The sequence below is a fragment of the Aurantimonas marianensis genome, assembly GCF_024195285.1.
Classification (GTDB): domain Bacteria; phylum Pseudomonadota; class Alphaproteobacteria; order Rhizobiales; family Rhizobiaceae; genus Aurantimonas; species Aurantimonas marianensis.
Genome location: NZ_JALHBS010000115.1, coordinates 19,713 through 43,870, shown reverse-complemented (window position 1 = coordinate 43,870; position 24,158 = coordinate 19,713). Strand labels below are relative to the sequence as shown.

Sequence of the window (24,158 nt, the reverse complement as noted above, 5' to 3'; positions counted from 1 at the left end):
CGTTCCGCCGATGGCTCACGACAAATTTCACTCGATCGTTCACCGTGCCGAAGGTCTATGGGATCGAGCCCGCTTCCATGCGAAGCGGGCGACCGGCCTTCTGGGAACGCCGATACTTCTGGCCTATCGTGGGTTTCAAACGCCGGATGGGTTGTGGCTGCGGGGCCGGGTCATCGAGGATCAGGGCGTAATCTCGGCCGAACACACCGAATCGATCCTCGGCAATGTGTGGCTCAGTCTCAAGCGTTACGAGACCGACGAGATCAGGGGCGCGCGAATTGCCTATTCGGCAGGCGGCGTGACCGGCGAGGTGACGACCGACGAGGAGGGATATTTCGACCTCACCATCGAACATCCCGCCCGGAGCGAGGCGGCCCCTTGGCTCCCTGTCGAACTGATTCTCATCCATGCCCCGTATTACGATTTGCGGCCGCTGGGAGCGAAGGCGGAAATCCGTGTCGTTTCGCCGAAAGCCCGGTTCGGCGTGATTTCCGATATCGACGACACCATCGTTAAGACCGGTGCCACGAATTTTCTGAAACACTGGCGGACGGTGGCGGCGAACTCGGCCCGGAGCCGGACCGCCTTTCCCGGCGTCACGCACCTCTACCGCGCGCTCGCCGAGGGCGAGGCCGGCCCGCAAACCAATCCGATCTTCTACGTCTCGTCCAGCCCGTGGAATCTGTTCGATCTGTTCGAGCGCTTCATGGTGCTGCACGACATTCCGCTCGGTCCGATGCTTCTGAAGGATTTCGGTCTCGACGCCACCAAATGGTTGACGGGCGGCCACGACGACCACAAGCTGAAAATGATCGAGCGCATCATATCGGCCCATCCACGATTGTCGTTCGTGTTGATCGGCGATTCCGGTCAGCGCGACGCCGTCATCTACGCCGAAGCGGCCCGCCGCTATCCGGGGCGCGTCCTGGCGGTGTATATTCGGGACGTGACGGGCGGTCATCTCGCGGAGGAGGCCGACGAAGGCGTTTTAGCTCTCCAACGCGCCGGCATCCCCGTGACGGTCGCGCCGACACTGGAAACGGCGGCGCACCAGGCCGCGGAAGCCGGCTTGGCGCGATCCTCGGTCATTGGCGAGGTTCGCGCCGCCATCGAGCAGCGGCGGCGTGAGGAGGGGGATAGCGAGGACAGCGCGGGCGATTCTCAGGAAACCTCCCGATCATAAGTCGGTTGAGCGCCCAGGGCTGGAATAAAACCGTAAAACCCGGACATTCAAACGATTCGAGCCGCGACCGCGCTGTTTCGTCTCTGGTGTTTTGCAGCGCACGCTTTATGTTGCGGCCAATCCAACCGGCACCGGATAAAGCATCATGGTCGAACTCGCCCTTCCGAAGAACTCCACGATCAACGAGGGCAAGGTCTGGGACAAACCGGCAGGGGCGGCGAACGTCCGCGAATTCAAGATCTACCGCTGGTCGCCGGATGACGGGGCCAATCCGCGCACCGACACCTTCTATGTCGATACCGACGATTGCGGACCGATGGTCCTCGACGCGCTGCTGTGGATCAAGAACCGGGTCGATTCCACCCTGACGCTGCGCCGCTCCTGCCGCGAAGGCATCTGCGGTTCCTGCGCCATGAACATCGATGGCTCGAACACGCTCGCCTGCACCAAGGGGATGGACGAGATCGCCGGACCGGTGAAGGTCTATCCGCTGCCGCACATGCCGGTGGTCAAGGATCTGATCCCGGATCTGACGGTGCCCTACGCCCAGCTTCGCTCGATCGAGCCCTGGCTGAAGACCGAGACGCCGGAGCCCGAGAAGGAGTGGCGCCAGAGCCATGCGGATCGCGAGAAGCTCGACGGTCTCTATGAGTGCATCCTGTGCTTCTGCTGCCAGACCTCGTGCCCTTCCTATTGGTGGAACGGCGAGCGCTATCTCGGACCGGCTGTTCTGCTACAGGCCTATCGCTGGCTGATCGATTCCCGCGACGAGGCGACCGGCGAGCGGCTCGACGATCTGGAGGATCCGTTCAAGCTGTATCGGTGCCACACGATCATGAACTGCACCCAGACCTGTCCGAAAGGGCTGAACCCAGCCAAGGCGATCGCCGAAATCAAGAAGATGATGGTCGAGCGCCGCGTCTGATCGCGGGGGCCGTGTTTCGCTTCGGGGGAGCGAGACCTATGCGGCGACTCTGCCACACCGGCGGTGAAAACGAGCGCGATCGGGCGTCAACGCGCCGCCGGCCCAATTTCCGGACATTTTCTCCCATCACGGATGCGGGATGACGAGCATCCGATCTTTCCGCCGCCCCGCGAGCGTGTCCGCCATCCTGCTACCCTTCGTTCTCGCCGCCTGCGTGGGAACGCCGGAAATCGAGGATGTGATCAAGCCGATGAGCTACGGGCCAAGCCAGGAGTGTCTGGCGCGGGCGATGTATTTCGAATCCAACCGCTCCAGTCCTGATGGGATGCTGGCGGTCGGCACCGTGGTGATGAACCGGGTGGAGTCGGATCGCTATCCCGGTGATGTCTGCGCCGTCGTCGGCCAGCCGCGCCAATTCGCCCCCGGGGTGATGACCCGGCAGATGGGCGCCGGCAAGGAACTCGCCATGCAGACGGCCGCCGAGGTTCTCTCCGGCAAGCGGCACGGCGGCGTCGAGAACGCCAAGTTCTTTCATACGGCCGGGCTGAGTTTTCCCTATAACAACATGAACTATAAGGCGATTGCCGGCGGCAACGCGTTTTACGAAAAGGTATCGCGCCGGCGTCGTCCCGACGTGAGGATGGCCTCCCAGGCGGAAATCCGCGGCGCGGGCGCCTCCGGAGCCATCGACCGGATTCGGCGGAACCCGACGCCGAAGATGGACGCGGGGACGCAAGTGGCCGCGGTCGCAGAGGAAGAGGCGCGAACGCCGGAAGACAGTCAGTTTCTGGCGCTCTGGCAGGGCTTGACCGCCGAACATCCCACCCCAGAGCCGGCCGAGGCGCAGGCGGCCGCCGCCGCCGCTGTCCCGCAAGGGAAGTCGGCAAGGTTATCGAACGAGGACGCAGTGCGGGGTGTCTCGGCCAAGTCCGCGACTGAGACCTCTCTCGCGGCCGCGAACGAGCCGGCGTCCGCAGTGGGCGGAACCCTCGCCCAATAGACCTATATCCGGACGCAACGCCGCCGCCGCTCTCCCGAGCGGCAGATGCGCGGGCGTTTGACGACAATCCGGGCAGGGATCGATGATCGTTGAACAGAGCAAGGATGATCCGGCCATCGACCGGATCGGGCCGATTCTCTATGCGCGCGGCGGCGATGGTCATCGCAACCGTCTGGCCGCCCTCGTCGTGCGGCCAGAGAGTCACGAGCCGCCGTCGCTGAACGTTGGCGAAGAGGGCGCGGCAATAAAAGCCCGGCGGATCGCCACACTTTGCGGCGTCGTGGTCTGGCGCTACGATTTCTCCTTGCCGGCGGGCCAGCCGACATCCTACCGACTGGGCGGCGAGCGGTTCGAGATCGCTCCGCCCGACGAGCCGAGCGTTCGGATCGCCTATGTCTCATGCAACGGCCAGGAGAACGGCGATCTGGATCGCGACGTCGGCGAGCGCGACGCGATGTGGAGCCGCCTCGTCGAAGAACATGCGCGCGCGCCCTTCGCGTTGATGTTGCAGGGCGGCGATCAACTCTATGCCGACGATGTGCTGGAAGCGCACGAGGTGGTTCGGCGCTGGTCCGAACGGCCAAAGCGGCAGCGGGCGGACATTGCCTTCACCGACGACGCGCGCGAGGCCGTCCGGCGTTTTTATTTCCGTCGCTATCTGACCACCTTCGCCCGGCCGGCGATGCGGAGGTTGGCGGCACGCATTCCATCGGTGATGATGTGGGACGATCACGACATTTTCGACGGCTGGGGCAGTCACCCCGAGCCGCTGCTTGACAGTCCGGTCGGGCGCGGCCTGTTCGAGGTGGCGCGGGAGATGTTTCTCCTGTTCCAGCTCGCGGCGCATGATGGTGCCATGCCCGACATCGCGTTCGATAGAAGCGGACGGACGCTGGGGGTCGCCGTGCGCTATCCGGGCCTGTCCATCCTCGCCCCCGATCTCCGGAGCGAACGGCGCCCCGACCGGGTGATGGGTGACGCCGGCTGGTCCGGGTTCCAACGTGCGATGGGCGCGACGCCCGATGGCGAGCGCATCCTGTTGATGTCGAGCGTTCCGGCGTTGGGACCACGGCTCAGCTGGGTGGAGGCGGTCGCCGACATCGTGCCGAGGATTCGCGCGCTGGAGGACGATCTGCGCGATCAGTGGCAAAGCCGCGCCCACCGGGAGGAATGGAAGCGCTTCCTGCGCCTCATCGCCGAACGCCACGAAGCCCATCGCGGCGACGTCACCGTGGTGTCGGGCGAAATCCACCTCGCGACCCGTGGCGAAATGCGGCTGAAGGACGGTTCGACCCTGCACCAGCTCGTCGCATCCGGGATCTCGCATCCGGCGCCGCGCGAATTTTACCCCCGCATGCTCGGGCTCCTGGCGCGTGTCGGCGAAAGCCCGCTGCGGAAACGTAAAATCCGTCTTCGGCCGCTGCCGTCGAAGCGCGCGATCTATACCGGCGAGCGGAATTACCTGGTCCTGTCGCGCGCCGAATATGCTTGGACGGCGCAATGGGAGCTCGAAGACAGCGGCCGCACGCCGATGCTTTCGCTTTGAAAGGCGACAGCCGGTGGCGATCCGGCGCGGAATCGGCGCCGAATGTGACCGGTTCGGGCCGTCATTGCCACATTCATGAGGCCGATCCCCCGAGCTGTCTCAGCGTTGACCGGGGGTTGCGGTCAAATCGAAAAAAGTTCCGTGATCACGGAATGACCCCATTGCTGCCGGGGTCCGCTCAATTTTTCGTCACAGCAATTATCGACAAGGCCGGCGTCGCGAATGTCGCAACGCAATATTAGGACTTGTCATGAAGCTTCTGCCCAAGGCCGCGCTCGCCGCCGCGCTCTTCGCCAGCACGCTGGTTACCGGATACACCGTCAGCGTCGCGCCGGTCGCCGCGCATGGTGCCCATAAAGCCGCTTCGGGTGCGGCCTCCTATTACGGCAAACGCTTTCACGGCCGCACCACCGCCAACGGCGAAAAATTCAACATGAACTCGATGACGGCGGCGCACAAGACGCTGCCTTTCGGCACCAAGGTCCGGGTCACGAACCAGCGCAACGGCAAGTCCGTCGTCGTGCGTATCAACGATCGCGGTCCCTATGCCGGCGGTCGGGTCATCGACCTGTCCAGGGCAGCCGCCTCGAAGATCGGCATGATCCAGTCCGGAACCGCACGGGTCAGCCTCGACATCATCTGACGCGATGGCGCGCCGGCACGACCGAGCGCTGCATGAGGGCCGCATAGGTCTGGGGTTGACGGAAGTAGGGGTCCGTCGGAATACGAGGGGGAAGGGGGAACAGGATGCCTCCCTCCCGATGTTACGGCGGCGCCCGAGCCGCCATCAGATTTCTCCGCATCAAGCTGTTGTTCAGAGCGTCCGTTCCTCTCGGGGTCGGGCGCTTTCGTCGTCATGAGCGAACTGCCCAAAGCCGCCTCGTCAAGGCCGATCGGGCTTCCAGAGGGAACAGATCGGGTAGTATTCAGGTTTCCGCGCCAAGGAACCGAGGAGAACAACGATGCCGGACCCCAAAAACACCCAAGTGCCGCAAGCGCCCGGCACCGATGGTGACGTCCTCGGCAATGCCGTGGAGCGGACCGACAATGCCTTTCGCGGCAAGAAGGACGGGGAGCGTCTGATCGGCAAGGACATCCCGATCGAGGAACAGGACGCGGAAGAAGAGGAGAAATTCTGACGCGCTCGGCATCCGGCCAGCGCCAATCGCCCCGCCGAATTGCCCGCCGTGTCCGGCCCGGCTAAAGCATCGGTAATGCAGGGCGTCGACCATCTCTTACGCGAATTGGACCAGTGGACGGCCGACGGCCGGACCGTTGACCTGTGGTGGCGCGACGACGATGCGACACAGCCTACTCCGGCGCTCGCACGGCTTGTCGCGGCGGCCCGCCGTCATCGCGCGCCGCTCGCCCTGGCGGTAGTTCCTTCGCCCATGTCCGATGCGCTGGTTCCGGCTGTGTCCGACCCGCTGGTCACCGTGCTGCAGCATGGCTTCGCGCACCAAAACCATGCGACAGCAGGCGAGCGCGCGGTGGAATGCGGTGGCGACCGGCCGGTCACCGCCGTCCTTGATGAACTCGCCGCCGGCCGCGCGCGCTTGGCCGCTGCTTTCGGGCCGCGATTTCGCCCGGTCATGGTGCCGCCCTGGAATCGGATCGAGCCTCGGATCGAGGAAGCGCTACCCGCCTATGATTTCATCGGTCTTTCAGTGTTCGGTCCGCGCTCGGCGGCCCGCGCCGCCGGGGGCGTGGTCGCGGTCAACGCCCATCTCGACCTTCTCACCTGGAAGGGCGGCGCGCGTTTCGCCGGGCGCGAAAAACTGCTTCGGCTCTGCGCGGAGCGACTGGCCGACCGCCGCTACGGGCGGGTCGACCCCGACGAGCCCTTCGGCCTTCTGACCCACCATCTCGATCACGATGCCGAGACCTGGGCGTTTCTCGACGAGATCCTGGGCCTGCTGGCGGCGCACCCGGCGGTGCGTTGGACCGGGATAGGCCTACTCTTCGCAAACGCCGGGTCCGGCGCCAAGGCGACATCACGATGAGCGTCGTCGTCCGGCCCGCCGACGAGGCGGATATCGCGCCCGTGGTGGAGCTTTTGCACGGCCACATGAACGCGAAGATTGCACGCGACCGCTGGCGGCTGCTTCTCGACTATCCCTGGCGACCGGAGGGGGTCGAGCGGGGCTGGCTGGTCGAGGATCGCGGCGTCGTCGTCGGCTTCATGGCGACCATCTACAGCGACCGGGACATTGCCGGACGAACCCGTCGCTTCTGCGATCTTTCCTCCTGGTATCTGCTTGCCGATTATCGCGGGGGTGGCACCGGCGATGCCTTGCTCCAGGCCGGTATGGCCAGGCCGGACGTGACCTATCATACGATGACCGCCCGGCGGGCAACCGGCCGCAAGATCCGCGCGCTGGGTTTCGAGGTTCTCGACGATACCCGCAGCCTGTTCCGGCCCGTTGCGCGGCCGCGCGCCGCGCCGCTGCCCTGTGTCCACGATCTGGTGGCGATCAGCACACGGCTGACGCCGCCCCAGCGGATGATGTTCGCCCATCATGCCGGTTTCGATGTGCATCAGGCGATCATCGGCGACGTGTGGCTGGTCTGGCAGCGCAAGCTGAAGGGCGACGCCATCGCCTATCACGAGATCTTGCACGCCAGCGATCCGGCCTTTCTCTCGGCAAACGCGCAGGCCATCGCCAACGCGATCGTGACCGGCGAGAGGGGTGTGCTGGCGGTGGATTCGCGCTGGATGGCGGCGGCGGACGATCCTGGAACCATCGAGCGGATCGTCCTGCCCCGCTGGTTCCGCTCGCCGGATCTCGGGGGCCGTGACATCGACCATCTCTATTCCGAAGTGATCCTGCTCGATCAGAAGCTGCCCTGACCGGCTGCCTCGTTCAAGCAGCGAGGACAACGAGGTCTGTCGGCTTTTCGACGCCTGCGACTTGGCAATTCCTGCGTGGCGTCGCCTTCTCTGTAGCAGGAAAGCCCTGAATCCGTGCCAGGTCGTATGTCGCCTGGGTGGTCAGGGCGGAGGTTGCCTCGACCTTGTTGTGTTTTTCCAGCTTCGCCGCGAGGTTCACGGCATCGCCGATGACGGTGTATTCCAGCCGGAATTCGTCGCCGAGCGCGGCGAAGACCACCGGGCCGGCGGTGGCCGCGCCGTTGACCCGCAGCGAACCGTCACCGTGTTCCTGGGCCATGTCACGCGACCAGTGTGCCGACACCTCCATGATCTCCGTGAGCGCGCGCAGCGCGTCGGCCGCCGCCGTCTGCGAGTGGGAGGTCGCCCCAAAGGTCGCGAGCAGGCCGTCGCCGAGATATTTGTCGACGATCCCGCCATGGCGCTGGATGATCGGAACGATCAGCGCGTGCAGGCCGACCAGGGCTTCGACCACCCGCTTCGGTTCGCTGGCCTCGACGAATTTGGTGAACCCGCGAATGTCGAGAACGATGATCGCCGCGTCCCGCTCCTCCGCGTCGCCCGCCACCACCGCCACCGGCGATTGGGTGATGGCCCGCTCGACGTCGGCGGGAAGAAAGCGGCGGATTTCCTCGCGTTCCACATGCTCGAGAACGGCCGCCGCGAGCAGTCGCTTGGCGCGCGCCAGCGCCAGCGCCAGAACGATGGTCAGGACGAGGATCGCGACGATCTTGTCGATTTCCGCGCCGACCAGGATGCGATCGCTTTGGATATACTCGACGAAACTGCGGGTGATCGCCTGCATGCCCGCCGCGTCTATGGCGTAGAACGTCATGCCGACCCAACCGAGGGCGGCGATGGCGCCGATCGAGATCACCCAGATCGGATCGAATCGCAACGCGCGGATGGCGATGAAGATGAAGACGTACATCACCGTGGGCGCCTGCAGGGAGAAGCCGGCGCTTTGGCCGTACTGGATGTGAAAATACCAGATAAGCCCGTACAGCAGCGCGATGTCGACCAGCATCGAGATGACCAGAAACCAGCCGGGCAACCGGATCCGATAGGACAGGAACAGGCGCAGCGCGGTGAAGGCGAGATAGATCGCCAGGCTGACCGGCACCGGCTGTTGCATCAGCGCGTCGCTCGGACGCGGAGAGATGAAATAGAGGAGCGTGATGAAAACACCGATGCCGAACTGCACCCACCCGATCAGGCGTTCGCTGTCGGCCTCGAACTCCGCGATGACCTCCTGCACCCGGTCCGGGATCGCTCCGGCGGTCCGACGGCCCACGAAAGGGGAAACGAGTTTGGCGCGTTTGCTCATGCCGCGATCGAAGCAGCCCGTTCGTGAACGGTCTGTCGCCTTCCCATGTTGGCCTGGGCCCAAATCGGGCGGCGCCGCATTGTAACTGAGGTGCGACGACGATAGTGCGATCTTGCGCCCCAAAAGGAAAGTCGCCAGTGTGGCGTGCAGAGAGCACGGCCCGAGCGCCAGGAGTATTTCATGAAAGCCCGGCCTCCGCGCGTCCTCATCTATAGTCACGACACCTATGGGCTGGGGCATCTGCGCCGCTGCCGGGTCATCGCGCAGGCGCTGGTCGCCCACCGTCCGGATATCGCCATCCTGCTTGTCGCGGGTTCTCCGGTGGTCGGCTCGTTCAGCTTTCCGCCGCAGGTGGATTTCATCCGTGTGCCGGGGGTCGTCAAGCTCGGCGCCGACAATTACGCCCCCTCCAATCCGGGCCTGTCGATCGAGGATCTGACCGAGATCCGCAGCGCCGTCATCAAGAAGACGGCCGAGATTTTCGACCCGGATATCTTCCTGGTGGACAAGGAGCCGCTGGGCATGCGCGGCGAGGTGGAGGCTTCGCTGCGCCATCTGAAGACTACCGGGGCGCGCCTCGTCCTTGGCCTGCGCGATATCATGGACGAGCCCTCCCGGCTGGTCGAGGAGTGGACGCGCAAGGATGCCTTCGGTGCTCTCGAGGAGTTCTATGACGACATCTGGATCTACGGTCTGCCGGAGATCTGCGATCCGCTGGAGGGGATCGGCGTGTCGGATCGGGTCCGCGAGAAGGCGGTGTTCACCGGCTATCTGCACAGGGCCGACGAGCCGTCGGGCGCGCTGCCCGACCGCATCCGGATTGGCGAGCGACCCTTTGTCCTCGTCACCACCGGCGGTGGCGGCGACGGGACGATGCTGGTCGACTGGGTTCTGCGCGCCTACGAAAGCGATCCGGCGATCGGTGTTCGCGCCAAGATCGTCCTCGGCCCCTTCATGGAGCCGGGCTTCCAGGCGGATTTCCAGCGCCGGGCGGCGAAGCTCGACAGCGTCGACGTGATCACCTTCGCGGCGAGTATCGAGCCGCTGTTCGAGCGGGCCGAAGGCGTCGTCGCCATGGGCGGCTACAACACCTTTTGCGAAATCCTGTCCTTCGACAAACCGGCCGTCGTGGTGCCGCGCCGGCAGCCGCGGCTCGAGCAATATATACGCGCTTCCCAGGCCGAGGAACTCGGCCTTTTGACCATGCTGCTCGACGACCGCGTCGACGAGGCATCCGCGATGGCGGATGCCATCCGGGCGCTGCCGGGGCAGGCCCGGCCGAAATCCGCAGCGATTCCGGGCATTCTCGACGGCCTGAAGACCATTTGCGAGCGCGCGGACGCGTATATCGCCGCCGGTCGGACGAAGCGGGTCGACGCTTACGACTGGAAGCGTGCGAGCCTGCGTCCGATCTCCAAGGCCGGGATGGCATGAGGATCGCATTCTATGCACCGATGAAATCGCCGCGCGATGCGCATCCATCCGGAGACCGCACGGTGGCGCGCGGCCTCGTTGAGGCGCTGCGGCTCGCCGGACACGATGTCGTGATCGCCTCCGGTTTTCGCAGCTACGATCGGGGTGACCCGCTGCGGCAGGCTCGCATCGAGCGGATCGGAAGGCGGATCGGCGAACGCATCATGCGTCGGAACAACCGCCACGCGCCCATCGACCTTTGGTTCACCTACCATCTCTATCATAAGGCACCGGACTGGCTGGGGCCCCGCCTGGCAACCGAACTCGACATTCCCTATGTGGTCGCCGAGGCGTCCGTTGCGGACAAGCGCAAGGACGGGGCCTGGCACCGGGGTTATGAAGCGAGCCTGGCGGCGCTCGCGCGGGCCGATCTCGTCGTCGGTCTCAATCCGGCCGACCGGCCGTGCGTTCTACCGCGGATGCGGCACGGGGCGCGCTATCTGGACCTCGCACCGTTCCTCGATACCCGGCCCTATGTTGAGGCCGCGACGAACCGGAAGACCGCGCGGGAGGGGCTTGCCGCGCGCCACGGCCTCTCCGGCGATCGTCCCTGGCTGCTCACCGTCGCGATGATGCGCCAGGACCAGAAGCTCGCCTCGTACCAGTTGCTCGCCAAGGCCCTGCAAGCGCTCGGCGATGCCGCGTTTCATCTCGTCATCGTCGGTGCCGGACCGGCCGAGGACCGGGTGCGCGAGGCCTTCGCCGGGCTCGGTTCCCGTGTCGCCTTTCACGGCGCGGCCGACGCCGCCGAGATGCCGGCCCTTTATGCCGCGGCCGACCTCTATGTCTGGCCGGCGATCAAGGAAGCCTGGAGTATGGCCTTTCTCGAAGCGCAGGCCGCGGGCGTGCCCGTTGTCGCCGGCCGCAGCGGCGGCGTCCCAAGCGTCGTCGAGGACGGCGAGACCGGTTTCATCGCGCCGGAAGGCGATGCGCCGGCCTTCGCCAATAACGTCCGACGTCTGCTCGATCCCACCGTGCGAGAACGAATGGGCCGTGCAGCTCGGCAGCGCATGCTCGCGCGCCACGATCTCGCCGTGGCCTCGAAGACGCTTGGTGAGGCGCTGGGAGAAACGCCGACGCGCAACCGGTCGGTGCGGCTACGAGAGATGATCTGATGCGGGTTCTCTTTCACGTGCAGCATCTTCTGGGTGTCGGACATCTGCGGCGCGGTGAGCTTCTCGCCGACGCCATGGCCAAGCGTGGCATGGCGGTGACCGTCGCGCTCGGCGGCATGCCTGTTGAGGAAATGCCCTTCGCCGGCGCCGATGTCGTGCAACTGCCGCCGACCAAGCTGAAGGGTGCCGATTTCAAGGTGCTCTACGACGCCGACGGCGAGCCGGTGACCGATGCCTGGCGCGCGGCGCGGCGGGACGCGCTGTTGCATCTTTACGACGAGATCCGGCCCGATATCGTCCTTCTGGAGATGTATCCCTTCGGGCGCTGGCGCTTCGGCTTCGAGCTCCTGCCGCTGCTCGAACGCGCCGCCCGCGACAAGCCGCGGGTCAAATGCGTCACCTCGGTCCGCGACATCCTCGTCGCGACCAAGCATCCCGAACGGGCAGCCAAGGGCGCGGCGATCGCGCGCGCGCATCTCGACGCCGTGCTCGTCCATTCCGACCCATCGCTTTTCGCCTTCGGGGAGACCTATCCGCATGCGGAGGAACTCGCCGATCTCATTGGCTATACCGGCTATGTGACCGAGCCGGCCGAGCGGGTTCGCGGAGCGCCGAACGGGGAGGTGATCGTCTCGGCAGGCGGCGGCGCGGCCGCTGGCGATTTGATGCGGGCGGCGATGGCAGCCCGTCCATCGACGCGGCTTGCCGACCGGGTCTGGCGTTTCTTCACCGGGCCGCGCTTTCCCGCCGAGGGCTTTGAGGAATTGTCCGCGATGGCGAACGAGCGGACCGTCGTTTCGCGCTTCGCGCCGAATTTCCAGGAACTGCTCGACGGCTGCGCCCTGTCGATTTCGCAGGCCGGCTACAACACGGTGATGAATCTCCTGCGCGCCGAGGCGCCCGCCGTCGTGGTGCCCTATGACGAGGGCGAGGAGACCGAGCAATGGCACCGCTCGGAACGCATGCGGGACATGGGGCTCTTGTCGCGCGTCAAGGCGTCCGAGCTCTCTGCGACGACGTTGGCGGCGGCGATCGCCGAGGCTCTGGAGCGGCCGGCCGCCAGACGTCCGTCGATCGATCTCGATGGCGCGGCGCATGCGGCACGAATGATCGAGACGCTTGGCCAACGGCGATGATTACCGCGGCACCGCCCCGTAGATGCGCGTCATGCGGTCGAGAAATCGCATGACTTCGTCTGCCGGATCGTGGTGCAATCGGTTCAACGGCCGCTCCGCCTCCCGCCGGGGACGTGTCGGAAATGGCTAGGAGGATGGACGTGGCGAGCGACGCACCGGTTCTGGAGCGGCCCCTGTCGGATGGCCGGCATGCGGTGCCGAGCGACGCCTCCGCGCTTCTGTCGATTGAATCCCTGTCGGTCGAGTTCCGCTCGATGGCCGGCATGGTGAGGGCGGTCAACGGCCTGTCGATGAGGATCGGCGCCGGGCAGACCGTCGCGCTGGTCGGGGAATCCGGTTCCGGCAAGACCGTAACCTCGCAGGCGATCCTTGGACTCTTGCCAAAGGGCGCCTTGATCACCGGTGGCCATATCCTGTTCCGCGACCCTCTCCAGGGCGTCGTCGATCTTGCGGCGCTGTCGCCGAGGAGTTCTCGCTTCCGGGCGATCCGCGGCCAATCCATCTCCATCGTCTTCCAGGAGCCGATGACCTCCTTCTCGCCGCTCCACACGCTCGGTGACCAGATCGGCGAAGTGCTTGAGGTGCATGGTCGCGGTACTGGCGCGGAAGCCCGTGAACGCACGATCGAGACGCTGCGGCTGGTGCGGTTTCCGGAGCCTGAGCGCGCGCTGAAATCCTATCCGTTCGAATTGTCGGGCGGCCTGCGCCAGCGGGCGATGATCGCGATGGCGCTGATCTGCAAGCCGGCGCTGCTGATCGCCGACGAGCCGACGACCGCCCTCGACGTCACCTTGCAGGCACAAATTCTCAAGCTCCTGCGCGACATGCAGGCGGAACTCCGCATGGCCGTCCTCTTGATCACTCACGATCTCGGCGTGGTCGCCAATCTCGCCGAGGAAGTTGTCGTGATGCACCACGGCAAGGTCATGGAGTCGGGCTCCGCCGCGGCGCTTTTCGCGCGCCCGCAGCACCCCTACCTTATTTCGCTGATGAAGGCGGTTCCCGACCTCGATCGGGACGAGGCGCCACGCCTCAAGCCGATCCGAGAGATCAAGGTCGATGCCGAGGCATTGTTCACACGGGAATCGGTGGGAACGCGCGGCGACACGCTGCTTGAACTCAAGGGGCTCAGCAAGAGCTTTTCGCGGCGTGGCGACAAACGCCTCTTCTCCCGGGCGCCACCGCGTGGTGTGCATGCGCTGAAGGATGTGTCCCTGACCGTCCGCCGCGGCGAGTGTCTCGGCCTCGTCGGCGAATCCGGCTCCGGCAAGACCACGCTCGCGCGCGCCATCATGCGCGCCGTCACGGTGGATGCCGGTTCGATGGTGTTCAACGCCCAGTCAGGTCCTGTCGACCTCGTCAACGCCGACCGGGCCGCACTCTTCGGGGTTCGAAACCATCTGCAATACGTCTTCCAGGATCCGTTCTCCTCGCTTGATCCGCGTATGACCGTCGGCGCGATCCTGGCCGAACCGTTCGAGATCCACCGCGAGAGCGGCGGACCCGAGAAGCAGGGGCGGATCGAGCGGCTGCTGGCCGCGGTCGGGCTGGAACCACAATACGCCAATCGCTATCCGCACAGCTTCTCCGGCGGCCAGCGCCAGCGGATCGGCATCGCGCGCGCCCTGGCATTGCAACCCGAATTGCTCATTTGCGACGAGCCGGTGGCCGCCCTCGACGTTTCGGTGCAGGCGCAGATTCTCAACCTGTTGAAGGATCTACAGCGCCTTTGCGGGCTCACCTATCTGTTCATCTCCCATAATCTCGCGGTCGTGAATTACGTCGCCGACCGGATTGCGGTGATGTGTGACGGCGAGATCGTCGAACTCGCGCCGCGCCGGGAATTGTTTCGCGCGCCGCTGCATCCCTATACGCAGATGCTCATGCAGGCGGTGCCGCACGCTGATCCCACGCGTCCGCTCGACTTCGCCCGTATTCCCTCGGCCGGCGAGTCCGGCCGGCGCGAATGGCCGGAGCCGTTCAACGTCGTCAAGGGGATCGAACGGCCACTTCTGGAGGCGCGGCCGGATCATTTCATCCGCGCCGCCAATCTGGATTTCCTGACCTCCGAATTTGCCGCTTCGCCAAAGGCAGGCTGAGATGGCCGCGCACGACGGCCTCGACGAGAGCGTCTTCCGCTACGTCTGGCGGCACACGCGCCGGCAACAGCTCTGGCTGTTCTTCGTTCTGCTGATCTCGCTGCCGTTCTATTATCTGACGCTCGATCTGCCCAAGCGCATCGTCAACGGTCCGATCCAGGGCGAATGGCAGCCGGGCGAGACCGAAACGATTTTCGAGGTAATCCTGCCGGTTCCGGACTTTCTCGGCGGCGGGACAGTCGCCCTGTTCGACGGCGTCGAATTCGACCGGTTCGGCGTTCTCGTCAGTCTCAGCCTGACGTTCCTGTTCTTCGTCGTCGTCAACGGTCTCTTCAAGTTCTATCTGTCGAACTACAAGGGTCAGCTTGGCGAGCGGCTGCTCCGCCGCCTGCGCTATCAACTGGTCGATCGGGTGCTGCGGTTTCCCACCGGCCGCTTCAAGCAAATCCGCGGGCCCGAGATCGCGTCGATGATCAAGGACGAGACCGAGCCCGTCGGCGGTTTCGGCGGGAGCGCGTTCGCCGATCCGGCGCTCCTGCTCAGTCAGGCGCTGACGGCTCTCGTCTTCATCTATCTGCAAAATACCTGGTTGGGCATGGTCGCGGGCGCCGTCGTGCTCGTCCAGCTTATCCTCATTCCTCAGATGCGCCGCCGTCTCATCGTCCTCGCCCGCGCCCGCCAACTCACCGCCCGGCTTTTGTCCGGCCGGATCGGCGAGATCGTCGAAAGCATTCCCTCCATTCGCACCAACGATACATCCAACTGGGAGCGCGCCGAGCTCGGTAGCCGCCTCGGCAAGATCCTCTGGATTCGCTATGATTTCTTTCGGTGGAAGTTCCTCACCAACTTCGTCAACAACTTCCTCGCCCAGATAACGCCCTTCATCTTCTATCTCGTCGGCGGTTATTTCGTCATTGTCGGGCGGCTCGACATCGGCCAGCTCGTCGCGGTGATCGCGGCCTACAAGGATTTGCCCGGACCGCTGAAGGAACTGATCACTTGGGACCAGTTCCGCGTCGACGTTCAGTCCAAATATTCGCAGATCCGCGAGCAATTCGCGCTCGGAAATCTGCTCTCGCCGACATTGCATGCGGTGTCTTATGACGAACCGCCGCACATCGACGGTGATATCTCGATCGTCGGCTTGAGGATCGCCGACGATGCGGGCAATGACCTGTTGGAGCCGACGAGCCTGCGAATTTCCGCCGGCGAGACGCTTGCCGTCGTCGGGCCGTTCGGAGGCGGCGGCGAATATCTCGCCGAGGCGTTGGTCCGATTGGTCGACACGGCCGGGGGAAGGATCAGCATCAACGGTCATTCGTTGGACAGCTTGCCTGATTCCTTCGTTGGGCGCCGTATCGCCTACGCCGAGGCCGGCCCCTACTTTGCCAGAATGTCGGTCCGCGACGCGCTGGTCTATGGCCTGCGCCACGCCCCCCTTGTCCGGGAAAAGCGGCGCGGACGGGCGGAAGCGGTCCGGCTCGAGGAAGCGCGAAAGTCGGGCAATATCGACCTCGATATCCGGGACGACTGGATCGACTACAAGGCGGCGGGCGTCGAGGGCCCGGAGGCGCTGACGCCGCGTCTAGGCGAAGTGCTGGAAATTGCCGGACTGCGGCTCGACATTGCGCGGCTCGGACTGCGCAACCGGCTGCCGGCGGACCTGCCGGACGAGGTGGCCGAACGCATCCTCGCGGCGCGGCAGCGCTTTCGCAGCCGACTCGCGGATGGCGGCGACGAGGAGTATTTCGAGTCTTTCCACGCGGAGCGCTATTCCGACTACGCCACGCTGTTCGAAAATCTCGTCTTCGGAATCGCCCTGCCGGCGGCGGTCGGGGGAATCCCGCTTGCCGCGCGGCCGCAGGTGCGAGCGGTTCTCAGGCAAACCGGGCTCGATCAGGCACTGTTCGACATGGGCCGTCAGATCGCCGAGACCCTCATCGAGATCTTCGGGGACCTTTCTCCCGACAATCCGCTGATGGACAGTGTCGACCTTGTCTCGCCCGACGATGTCGATCTCTACCGTTCGACGCTCCGCCGTGTCGCCGGGGGCGGCCAGGTGTCGGACGAGGACCGCTATGCCCTGCAGGAACTCGCCTTCGGCTACATCGAACCGCGCCATCGCATGGGCCTCCTCGACGAGGACCTCAAGGCGGTGATCCTTCGCGGACGGGACCGGTTCCGGGAAGGCCTCGATCCGGACTTGGCCCAGGCCGTCTCCCTCCATTCGCCCGATTCGGTCAACCACGCGGCGAGCTTCCAGGACAACGTCCTGTTCGGCCGCGTTGTCGACCGCTACGCCGAAGCTTCGGCGCGGATCAACGAAGTGCTGCTGGAGACGCTGCGCGAGACCGGCCTGTCCGACGTGGTGTTCGAGATCGGGCTTGATTTCGACATGGGCAGTGGCGCCAAGCGCCTGTCCTCCGGCCAGCAGCAGAAGCTGGCGCTGGCCCGGGCGCTGCTCAAGCGCGCGGACCTGTTGGTCCTTAACCGGCCGATTTCCACCCTTGACGGGGACAGCCAGCGGGCGACAATTGAGCGCGTCCTTGCATCGCGCGAGGCTCTCGGTGCGGAACGGCAGACGATTTTCTGGGTCTTGAGTCATGCCGAACATGCGGAACTGTTCGATCGGACGGTCGAATTTCGGGACGGCCGGATGACGACCGCGCAGCGCCAGGTCAGTCGCGCGGTCGACGAGCCGGCCTGAGGACACGGGTAAGGCGATGATTGAGACGATTGCCGGCAGAGGGACGACGTGACGCTTCTGAAATCCGAAATGGACCTTTTGCGGTCGGTCCCGATCTTCGCCGGCATCGAACCGAGCCGCCTGAAGCTGATCGCCTTCACGGCGGATTCGATCGCCTACCGCGCCGGACAGGTTCTCGTCCGGCAGGGGCAGCCGGGCGACGCGGCCTATGTACTGGTCGAGGGTGAGGCGGAGGTCTCGGTGGAGACGGCATCCGGTGACTATGTGGTCGCGACACTGGGAGCCGGAGATGTCGTGGGCGAGATATCGATTCTTTGCGATTCTCCGCGCACGGCCACGGTGACCGCCAGCACCGACGTGTCGGCACTGAGGGTACGCAAGGATTCGTTCTTGCAGCTTCTACGCCAGTTCCCGGAGATCGCGGTCGAGGTGATGCGCACCCTGGCGGAACGCCTGACCCATTCCAACGAGGAACTCGTCCGGGCGCGCAATCTGGCCGCGTCGCGGGATAATGAGGCTTGACCCGCTTCCAGCTGACGATCTGGGGTGCGCGCGGCAGCATTCCCGCGCCGGCCGCCGCCAACACCCGCTTCGGCAGCGATACGAGCTGTATCGAGGTTCGCTGCGGCGACCATGTTCTGGTGCTCGATGCGGGGACGGGGGTCGTCGGCTGTGGCCGCAAGCTCTGCTGCGAAGGCGTGCGGGACCTCGACATCCTTTTCACCCACTGCCACTTCGACCACATCATGGGCCTGCCGTTCATGATGCCGCTCTATACGGAAGAGGCCGTGGTGCGGCTTCACGCCGGGCATTTCCTGGACAAAACCAGCTGCCGCAGCATGGTCGAGCGCTTCATGCGCCCGCCCTATTTTCCGGTAACGCCGAAGCAGTTCACCGCGCGAATCGACTATCGCGACTTCCGCCCGCCAAAGGTTCTTGATCTCGCCGGCGGCGTTCGTGTGCGCACGGTCCGGCTCAACCATCCAAACGGCGCTGTCGGGTATCGAATCGAGTATGCGGGACGGTCGTTCTGCTACATCACCGATACCGAGCACGAGCCGGGCAAGCCGGACGTCGCAATCCGCGACTTCATCGCCGGCTCGGATCTGATGATCTACGATTGCATGTATACCGACGAGGAATTTCCCACGTTCCAGGGCTTCGGTCACTCGACCTGGCAGGAGGGTGTGCGGCTTTGCCGCGCGGCCGGCGTGGCAAATCTCATTATCTTTCACCATGATATATCGCGAACCGACGCATGGCTGGAGGCTCTGGCAACCACGGCGCGGAAAGCCTTTCCCGGAGCGATCGTGGCGCGTACGGGCCTGACCATCGACATCGGCGAAGGCGTGCGAATCCTGGAAGGCGGCTGAGATGGGGCTGGCAAAGCAGGTCGACGAATGGCTGATCCGCCAGGCACTCGGCAATCCCAATCTGGAGGAGCTCTTCCATCAGCTTTGCCTCAGGCTGAGCGGCATCGGCATCCCGATCGCCCGCGCCCGCCTCAACTGGCCGACCCTGCATCCGTTGTTTCGAGCCGAAATGATCAAATGGCACCGCGATCAGGATACGGTCCTGGAGCATTTCCATCATCAAGAATCCAACACCGAAGCCTGGCAGAGAAGCCCCTTGCGCTACATGCTGGAAGCTGACCTTCCCGTCTTGCGGCGGCGTTTGACCGGACCTGGCAAGCTTCTCGACTTCCCGTTATTCGAGGAACTCGCGGCCGAGGGCTACACCGACTACATCGCCCTTTCGACCGAATTTTCGCAACCCACCACGTTCATGGATATGCCGAAGGCCGGCATCTTCGTGATCTGGGCGAGCGACCGCTCCTCGGGTTTCACCGACGAGGACCTCGGCGTCCTCCAGGCGATCCAGCAGACTTTCGCCCTCGTGTCCAAAACGATCATCCAGTCGCGGATCACCACCAACATCGTCGAGACCTATCTGGGACGGCAGGCCGGTCATAGCGTGCTCAGCGGCAATATTCGCCTCGGCGACGGCGCGACCACGAGGGCGCTGGTCTGGTATTCCGATCTGCGCGACTCGACGCGTCTGACCGGAAGCCTCGAAAGCCAAGCCTTCCTCACGCTTCTCAACGACTATTTCGAATGCGCCGCGCGTCCGGCGATCCGGGCCGGCGGCGAGGTGCTCGCCTTCATCGGCGACGCCGTTCTGGTCGTCTTTCCGCTGGAGGACGCGACGGATGTTGCGGCCCTCAGCGTCAAGGTCTTGGAGGCGGTGGGGGAATCGTTCCGAATGCGCGACGAAGCCAATGCGGTCCGGCGCGAACGCGGCGTCGACACGATGGATTTCGGCATCGGTCTCAATATCGGCAACGTCGTTTTCGGCAACATCGGCGTGCCCGAGCGCCTGGCCTTCACCGTGATCGGATCGACCGTCACCGAGGTCGAACGCATCGAGAAACTGACCAAGACGATGGAGCTCAGCGTCCTCGCCAGCGCCGAGGTCGCCGCGCTTTTGGCCGAACGCTGGGATTCGGTCGGCGTCCATGCCCTCAACGGCGTCGAGCGGCGTATGGAGCTCTTCACGCCGCGTCTGGGGAGCCCGTGCCGCGCCGCGTCGCCGGCAACAACCTGATGCTCAATGATGCGGGTCGACCGCGTCCCGCAACCCGTCACCGACGAAGCTGAAAGCGAGCACCGTCAGGACGACCGGCAGCATCGGCAACAGCAGCCAGGGGTAAAGCGCCACCGCCTCGATATTCTGCGCCTCCGACAACAGGACGCCCCAACTGGTGATCGGCGGGCGCAGGCCCAGCCCGAGGAAGCTCAAGGCCGTCTCGGCCAGGATCATCGTCGGGATCGACAGCGATGCCGAGGCGATCAGATGGCTCATGAAATTCGGCAGGAGGTGCCGGAAGATGATCCGGCGCGGGCTCGCCCCCAGCATTTCGGCCGCGACGACGAAATCCTCCTCGCGCAGGGCGAAGAGCTTGGAGCGCACCGCGCGCGCCAAACCTGGCCAGTCGAGCAGCGCCAGGATCAAGGTGATGCCGAAATAGATCAGCAGGGGGCTCCAGGTGACCGGGAGCGCTGCGGAAAGGGCGAGCCAGAGCGGCAGTTCCGGGATCGACCGCAGGATTTCCGTCGTCCGCTGCACGACGGAGTCGACCCAGCCGCCGAAATAGCCGGCGAGCCCGCCGATGCTGATGCCCAGAAGAAAGCTCAGCGACACGCCGACGAGGCCGACGGTCAGCGAGATGCGTGCACCGTAGGAGATGCGCGAGAACATGTCGCGGCCGAGACGGTCGGTTCCCATCAGGAAGAATGTGCCCTCCTCGGGCGGGCAGACGAAATGGAAACGGGCCTTGACCATGCCCCAGAATTCGTAAGGGTCGCCCTGGCAGAAGAACCGCAGCGGCAGCGGCCGGGAGGTGTCTTCGCTGTATTCGCGCTTCAGCGTCTCCAGATTGAGATTGTAGTCGAGCGGGTAGACGAACGGGCCGACGAACTGGCCTTCGTGGATGAGATGCAGCGGTTGCGGCGGCGCGAAGATGAAGTCGGTGTTGCGGGTCTGGAGTTCGTAAGGCGCGATCATCTCGACGATGACGATCGCGCCGTAGCTGAACAGTAGGAAAGCGAGCGAGACGACCGCCACGCGATGGCGCAGGAAGCGCCACCAGATCAGCTTCGACTGCGAGGCTTCCATATAGGCTCGAGAAACGGTCGAACCCGCGGCCACCGTCGCCTCCGGATCGAACGGTTCGGGCGAGACGAAATGGGGGGTGGGGCTCATCGCGCCGTACTCCGGCCGAGGCGAATACGCGGATCGAGGATCGCCAGCAGGATGTCGGAGACGAACATGCCGACCACCGTCAAGAGCGCCAGGAACATCAGGAACGAGCCGGCCAGATACATGTCCTGACTGCGCAGCGAGGAGAGAAGCATCGGCCCGGTCGTCGGCAGCGACATCACCGCCGAAATGATCACCGAGCCCGAGACGATTTGCGGCAGCAGGCTGCCGAGATCGGCGATGAACGGGTTGAGCGCCATGCGTAGCGGGTATTTGAGCAGCAGCCGGCGCTCCGGCAGTCCCTTGGCGCGGGCGGTGACGACGTATTGCCGGTTGAGCTCGTCGAGGAGATTGGCCCTAAGCCGCCGGATCATGCCGGCCGTGCCCGCCGTGCCGATCACCAGCACCGGCACCCATAGATGCGACAGCACCGAGCCCGCCTTGGCCAGCGACCAGGGGGCGTCGATATATTGCGGGTCCATCAACCCGCCGATCGACGTGCCGAACCAGACATTGGCGAGATAGAGGAGAATGAGCGCCAGCAGGAAGTTTGGCGTCGCCAGTCCCAGGAAGCCGAGGACGCTGAGCCCGTGGTCGCCCCAGCTATACTGATGGGTTGCCGAATAAAGGCCGATCGGAAACGAGACGAGATAGACGAAGATGACCGTCGCCACATTGAGCAGGATCGTCATCGGCATCCGGTCGCCGACGACGTCCGCGACCGGCTGATTGTATTCGAAGGAATAGCCGAGATCGCCCTGCACGAGGCCGGTCACCCAGACCAGATATTGCTGCCATAGCGGCTTGTCCAAGCCGTACTGCTCGCGCAGGAACGCGATCTTGTCCGCGGTAACGTTCTCCCCCTGCGCCTGGATCTCGGCGATGTAGCTGGTCAGATAGTCGCCGGGCGGCAGCTGGATGATGATGAAGACTAGAACGCTGATCGCCACCAGTGTCCAGGCCATGGTGACGAGACGGCGGGCGACGTAGCGGATCACGAGGGCGAACCTGCGGCCACATTCGACGGGCAATCGAACCAGAATCCGTCGGGATGGTAGATGCCGAAATAGGCCCCGGGATTGTAGTTGTAGACGCCCCGCTCCGGCACGTTCCGTAGTTTATCTGAAACGACAACGATCTGATCGACGTCCGAGACGATCCCGATCGTGTAGACCTCATCGGCCGTGATCCGCAGCATCTTGTTCCAGATCGCCGCGCGCTCGGCGGTGTCGGTCGTTCGCATCCACGCCTGGCGCAATTCGATGAGCTCGCGGATGCCGGCAAGATTCGGGCCGTCCCCGGGCGCCTCGCCGCCGGTGCCGCCGGTTTCCACCCACATGCCGAAGCCGGGCCATTGCATCTGTTCGGCCGTCGAGGGGGCGAGTTCCGCCGGGTCCGTGGCCGGGATCGGCAGGCCGTTGTCGAGCCCCGTCCAGACCGACATCAGGGTCGAGCCGGCCTTGATGCGGTTGCGGAAGATTTCGCGCTGGGATTCGCGGATCAGAAGGTCGACGCCGATCTCGCGCCAATCGTCGCGGACGAGCTGCAGGACGTCGGACTGTTCGCTGCTTTCGCCCGCCGTCTCGACGACGATGCGGATCTCGCGCCCATCCGGCAGGTGCCGTAGCCCGCGACGGGTCGCGCGCTTGAGGCCGAGGCTATCCAGAATCGAATTCGCCTTGTCGGGGTCGTAGGCGGTCCAGCGGGTGCGCAGGTCCGGGGCGAACAGCGGGGAACCCGGAAGCACCGTATTGGCGCCCGGCTCGGCGAGGCCATAGAAGATCGCCTTGTTGATGTCGGCCCGGTTGATGGCGAGCGATAGGGCCCGGCGGAAGTCGGCGTCGCGGATGATCTCGCGCCAGACCGGGTCCGTCACGTTGAGGTTCGGGTAGAGCGCGACATGCGCGCCGCGTCCCGATTCCCAGCGTCGAACTTCATAACCGCTGCGCTTCTCGCCGCGTTTCAGAAACGGGTAATTGGGAAAGCTGAGATAGGCCGCCTGGAGATCGGCCTCGCCGTTGGCGACCTTGGCCGGGATCAGGCTTGAATTGGAGATCGTCAGGGTGACGCGATCGATATAGGGAAGTTGCCGGCCCTTCAGGTCGACGCGGTGGAAATAGGGATTGCGCTCGAAGGTCAGCCGCTCGGCCGGCGGCTCGGTGGCGAGAGTCCAGGGCTGCAGCGTCGGCAGGTCGGGATTGTCGTTGCGGTGGCTGCGGTCCTTCTTGAAATGCAGCGCGGCCCAGTTGCGCTGGCCGGCGGCTTCGATCTTGGCCTTGAGCTTTTCCGGGTCGGCATACTTCTCATGATACTTCTTGAGGTAGTGGGCGGGCCGGAAGATCTCGAAGGGGAGCGCGGCGGCGAGCGAGGCGAGGAAGTTCGGGTTCGGCTGCTTCCAGGCATAGCGGACCTCGTAGGGACCGGGAAAGGTGACCTCCGGTTCCGCGCCCTCGACCAGCAGCTCGGCCGGGACGCCGAATTTGGCGACGTCCGGATTTTTCGCCATGTCCTCCCAGAAATAGCGAAAATCCTCCGAGGTGAATGGCGCGCCATCGGACCATTTCATGCCCGGTCTCAGGTGGAAGGTGAAGATGCGGCCTTCCTCGACCGTGTAGCTCTCGGCGATATCAGGTACGATCTCGTAGCTCTCGTCGTAACCCACCAGGCGCGCATAGCCGAAGACCGGAAGGATTCGCGTATCCTTGGCGCTGGCGCCGAGCATCCGCAGTGTGCCGCCAGGTCGATCGGCCGGACACCCGTTGTCGACCGGCAGGACGAGCGGTGTTTGCGGCAGACGCTCGGTCACCGGCGGCAGCCCCCCGTCCGTGACCTTGGCGGCGAGGAAGGCCGGTTCGGCGGCGGGGGTCTCGACATTAACAGCGGTGGCAAGGCCGGCCGTTACGCTGCTCGATAAGGCCAGCACTGCCGCGAAGATGCTCCGCGAGCCAAACCGTCGTCGCGCTGTCGGTCGGTGCATCGATGCGTCCTCGTTGCGTCG

The 24,158-nt window shown here is 64.9% G+C and carries 20 protein-coding genes; 16 read left to right on the top strand and 4 right to left on the bottom strand.

All coding sequences use genetic code 11. From position 1 onward, the window contains the following. The first annotated feature begins 10 nt into the window (after positions 1-10). The 8 genes from MJ956_RS17640 to MJ956_RS17605 all read left to right on the top strand — a co-directional run bounded on the left by MJ956_RS17640 (position 11) and on the right by MJ956_RS17605 (position 7,505). Complete coding sequence (locus tag MJ956_RS17640; protein WP_253965750.1) at positions 11-1,183, top strand: App1 family protein; 1,173 nt, start codon at positions 11-13, stop codon at positions 1,181-1,183. Positions 1,184-1,328: 145 nt separating this feature from the next. Continuing rightward, positions 1,329-2,108, top strand: a complete 780-nt coding sequence (locus MJ956_RS17635; RefSeq protein WP_253965749.1) for a succinate dehydrogenase iron-sulfur subunit — start codon at positions 1,329-1,331, stop codon at positions 2,106-2,108. A gap of 139 nt (positions 2,109-2,247) precedes the next feature. Further along, a complete protein-coding gene (locus tag MJ956_RS17630) occupies positions 2,248-3,108 on the top strand; it encodes a cell wall hydrolase (RefSeq protein WP_253965748.1) in 861 nt (286 codons plus the stop codon). Positions 3,109-3,190: 82 nt separating this feature from the next. After that, positions 3,191-4,654, top strand: coding sequence for an alkaline phosphatase D family protein (locus MJ956_RS17625; RefSeq protein ID WP_253965747.1), 1,464 nt, complete (start codon positions 3,191-3,193; stop codon positions 4,652-4,654). 250 nt (positions 4,655-4,904) lie between these two features. Continuing rightward, on the top strand, positions 4,905-5,297 hold the full coding sequence (locus MJ956_RS17620; protein ID WP_253965746.1) for a septal ring lytic transglycosylase RlpA family protein: 393 nt from the start codon (positions 4,905-4,907) through the stop codon (positions 5,295-5,297). A gap of 319 nt (positions 5,298-5,616) precedes the next feature. Next, on the top strand, positions 5,617-5,793 hold the full coding sequence (locus MJ956_RS17615) for a hypothetical protein (RefSeq protein WP_253965745.1): 177 nt from the start codon (positions 5,617-5,619) through the stop codon (positions 5,791-5,793). Positions 5,794-5,868: 75 nt separating this feature from the next. Then, positions 5,869-6,657: a polysaccharide deacetylase family protein gene (locus MJ956_RS17610; RefSeq protein ID WP_253965744.1), complete on the top strand. Its 789-nt coding sequence runs from the start codon at positions 5,869-5,871 to the stop codon at positions 6,655-6,657. Beyond that, the gene (locus MJ956_RS17605) at positions 6,654-7,505 is read left to right on the top strand and encodes a GNAT family N-acetyltransferase (RefSeq protein WP_253965743.1); all 852 of its coding nucleotides are present in this window, start codon (positions 6,654-6,656) and stop codon (positions 7,503-7,505) included. Before MJ956_RS17610 ends, MJ956_RS17605 begins: the two co-directional genes overlap by 4 nt. Before the next feature lie 13 nt (positions 7,506-7,518). Here the strand turns inward: MJ956_RS17605 and MJ956_RS17600 are convergent, their stop codons facing one another. Further along, entirely contained in the window at positions 7,519-8,871 is a 1,353-nt protein-coding gene (locus tag MJ956_RS17600) for an adenylate/guanylate cyclase domain-containing protein (protein WP_253965742.1), read from the bottom strand. A gap of 180 nt (positions 8,872-9,051) precedes the next feature. Here MJ956_RS17600 and MJ956_RS17595 point away from each other — a divergent pair, with 180 nt between their 5' ends. From MJ956_RS17595 to MJ956_RS17560, 8 genes are all read left to right on the top strand, one after another. After that, positions 9,052-10,305, top strand: coding sequence for a glycosyltransferase family protein (locus MJ956_RS17595; RefSeq protein ID WP_253965741.1), 1,254 nt, complete (start codon positions 9,052-9,054; stop codon positions 10,303-10,305). Further along, positions 10,302-11,459 carry a glycosyltransferase family 4 protein gene (locus MJ956_RS17590; RefSeq protein WP_253965740.1) on the top strand — a complete coding sequence of 386 codons (1,158 nt, stop codon included), beginning with the start codon at positions 10,302-10,304 and terminating at the stop codon, positions 11,457-11,459. The genes MJ956_RS17595 and MJ956_RS17590 overlap by 4 nt, the downstream gene beginning before the upstream one ends. After that, a complete protein-coding gene (locus MJ956_RS17585) occupies positions 11,459-12,595 on the top strand; it encodes a glycosyltransferase family protein (RefSeq protein ID WP_253965739.1) in 1,137 nt (378 codons plus the stop codon). Before MJ956_RS17590 ends, MJ956_RS17585 begins: the two co-directional genes overlap by 1 nt. Positions 12,596-12,729: 134 nt before the next feature. Continuing rightward, positions 12,730-14,694 (top strand): ABC transporter ATP-binding protein, encoded by a 1,965-nt coding sequence (locus MJ956_RS17580; RefSeq protein ID WP_479768644.1) that lies wholly within the window; start codon positions 12,730-12,732, stop codon positions 14,692-14,694. 1 nt (position 14,695) lies between these two features. Next, entirely contained in the window at positions 14,696-17,401 is a 2,706-nt protein-coding gene (locus tag MJ956_RS17575) for an ABC transporter transmembrane domain-containing protein (protein WP_253965737.1), read from the top strand. 69 nt (positions 17,402-17,470) lie between these two features. Beyond that, positions 17,471-17,923 (top strand): cyclic nucleotide-binding domain-containing protein, encoded by a 453-nt coding sequence (locus MJ956_RS17570; protein ID WP_253965766.1) that lies wholly within the window; start codon positions 17,471-17,473, stop codon positions 17,921-17,923. Then, positions 17,920-18,774, top strand: a complete 855-nt coding sequence (locus tag MJ956_RS17565) for an MBL fold metallo-hydrolase (RefSeq protein ID WP_253965736.1) — start codon at positions 17,920-17,922, stop codon at positions 18,772-18,774. The genes MJ956_RS17570 and MJ956_RS17565 overlap by 4 nt, the downstream gene beginning before the upstream one ends. 1 nt (position 18,775) lies before the next feature. Beyond that, positions 18,776-20,005, top strand: a complete 1,230-nt coding sequence (locus MJ956_RS17560; protein ID WP_253965735.1) for an adenylate/guanylate cyclase domain-containing protein — start codon at positions 18,776-18,778, stop codon at positions 20,003-20,005. A gap of 3 nt (positions 20,006-20,008) precedes the next feature. On the opposite strand, the gene MJ956_RS17555 is transcribed toward MJ956_RS17560, so the two are convergent. Genes MJ956_RS17555 through MJ956_RS17545 form a run of 3 tightly spaced genes read right to left on the bottom strand, consistent with a single transcriptional unit; the run spans position 20,009 to position 24,137 of the window. Then, the gene (locus MJ956_RS17555; RefSeq protein WP_253965734.1) at positions 20,009-21,163 is read right to left on the bottom strand and encodes an ABC transporter permease; all 1,155 of its coding nucleotides are present in this window, start codon (positions 21,161-21,163) and stop codon (positions 20,009-20,011) included. Then, positions 21,160-22,158 carry an ABC transporter permease gene (locus tag MJ956_RS17550; protein WP_253965733.1) on the bottom strand — a complete coding sequence of 333 codons (999 nt, stop codon included), beginning with the start codon at positions 22,156-22,158 and terminating at the stop codon, positions 21,160-21,162. Before MJ956_RS17550 ends, MJ956_RS17555 begins: the two co-directional genes overlap by 4 nt. After that, positions 22,155-24,137 carry an ABC transporter substrate-binding protein gene (locus MJ956_RS17545; protein WP_253965732.1) on the bottom strand — a complete coding sequence of 661 codons (1,983 nt, stop codon included), beginning with the start codon at positions 24,135-24,137 and terminating at the stop codon, positions 22,155-22,157. Before MJ956_RS17545 ends, MJ956_RS17550 begins: the two co-directional genes overlap by 4 nt. Positions 24,138-24,158: the final 21 nt, after the last annotated feature.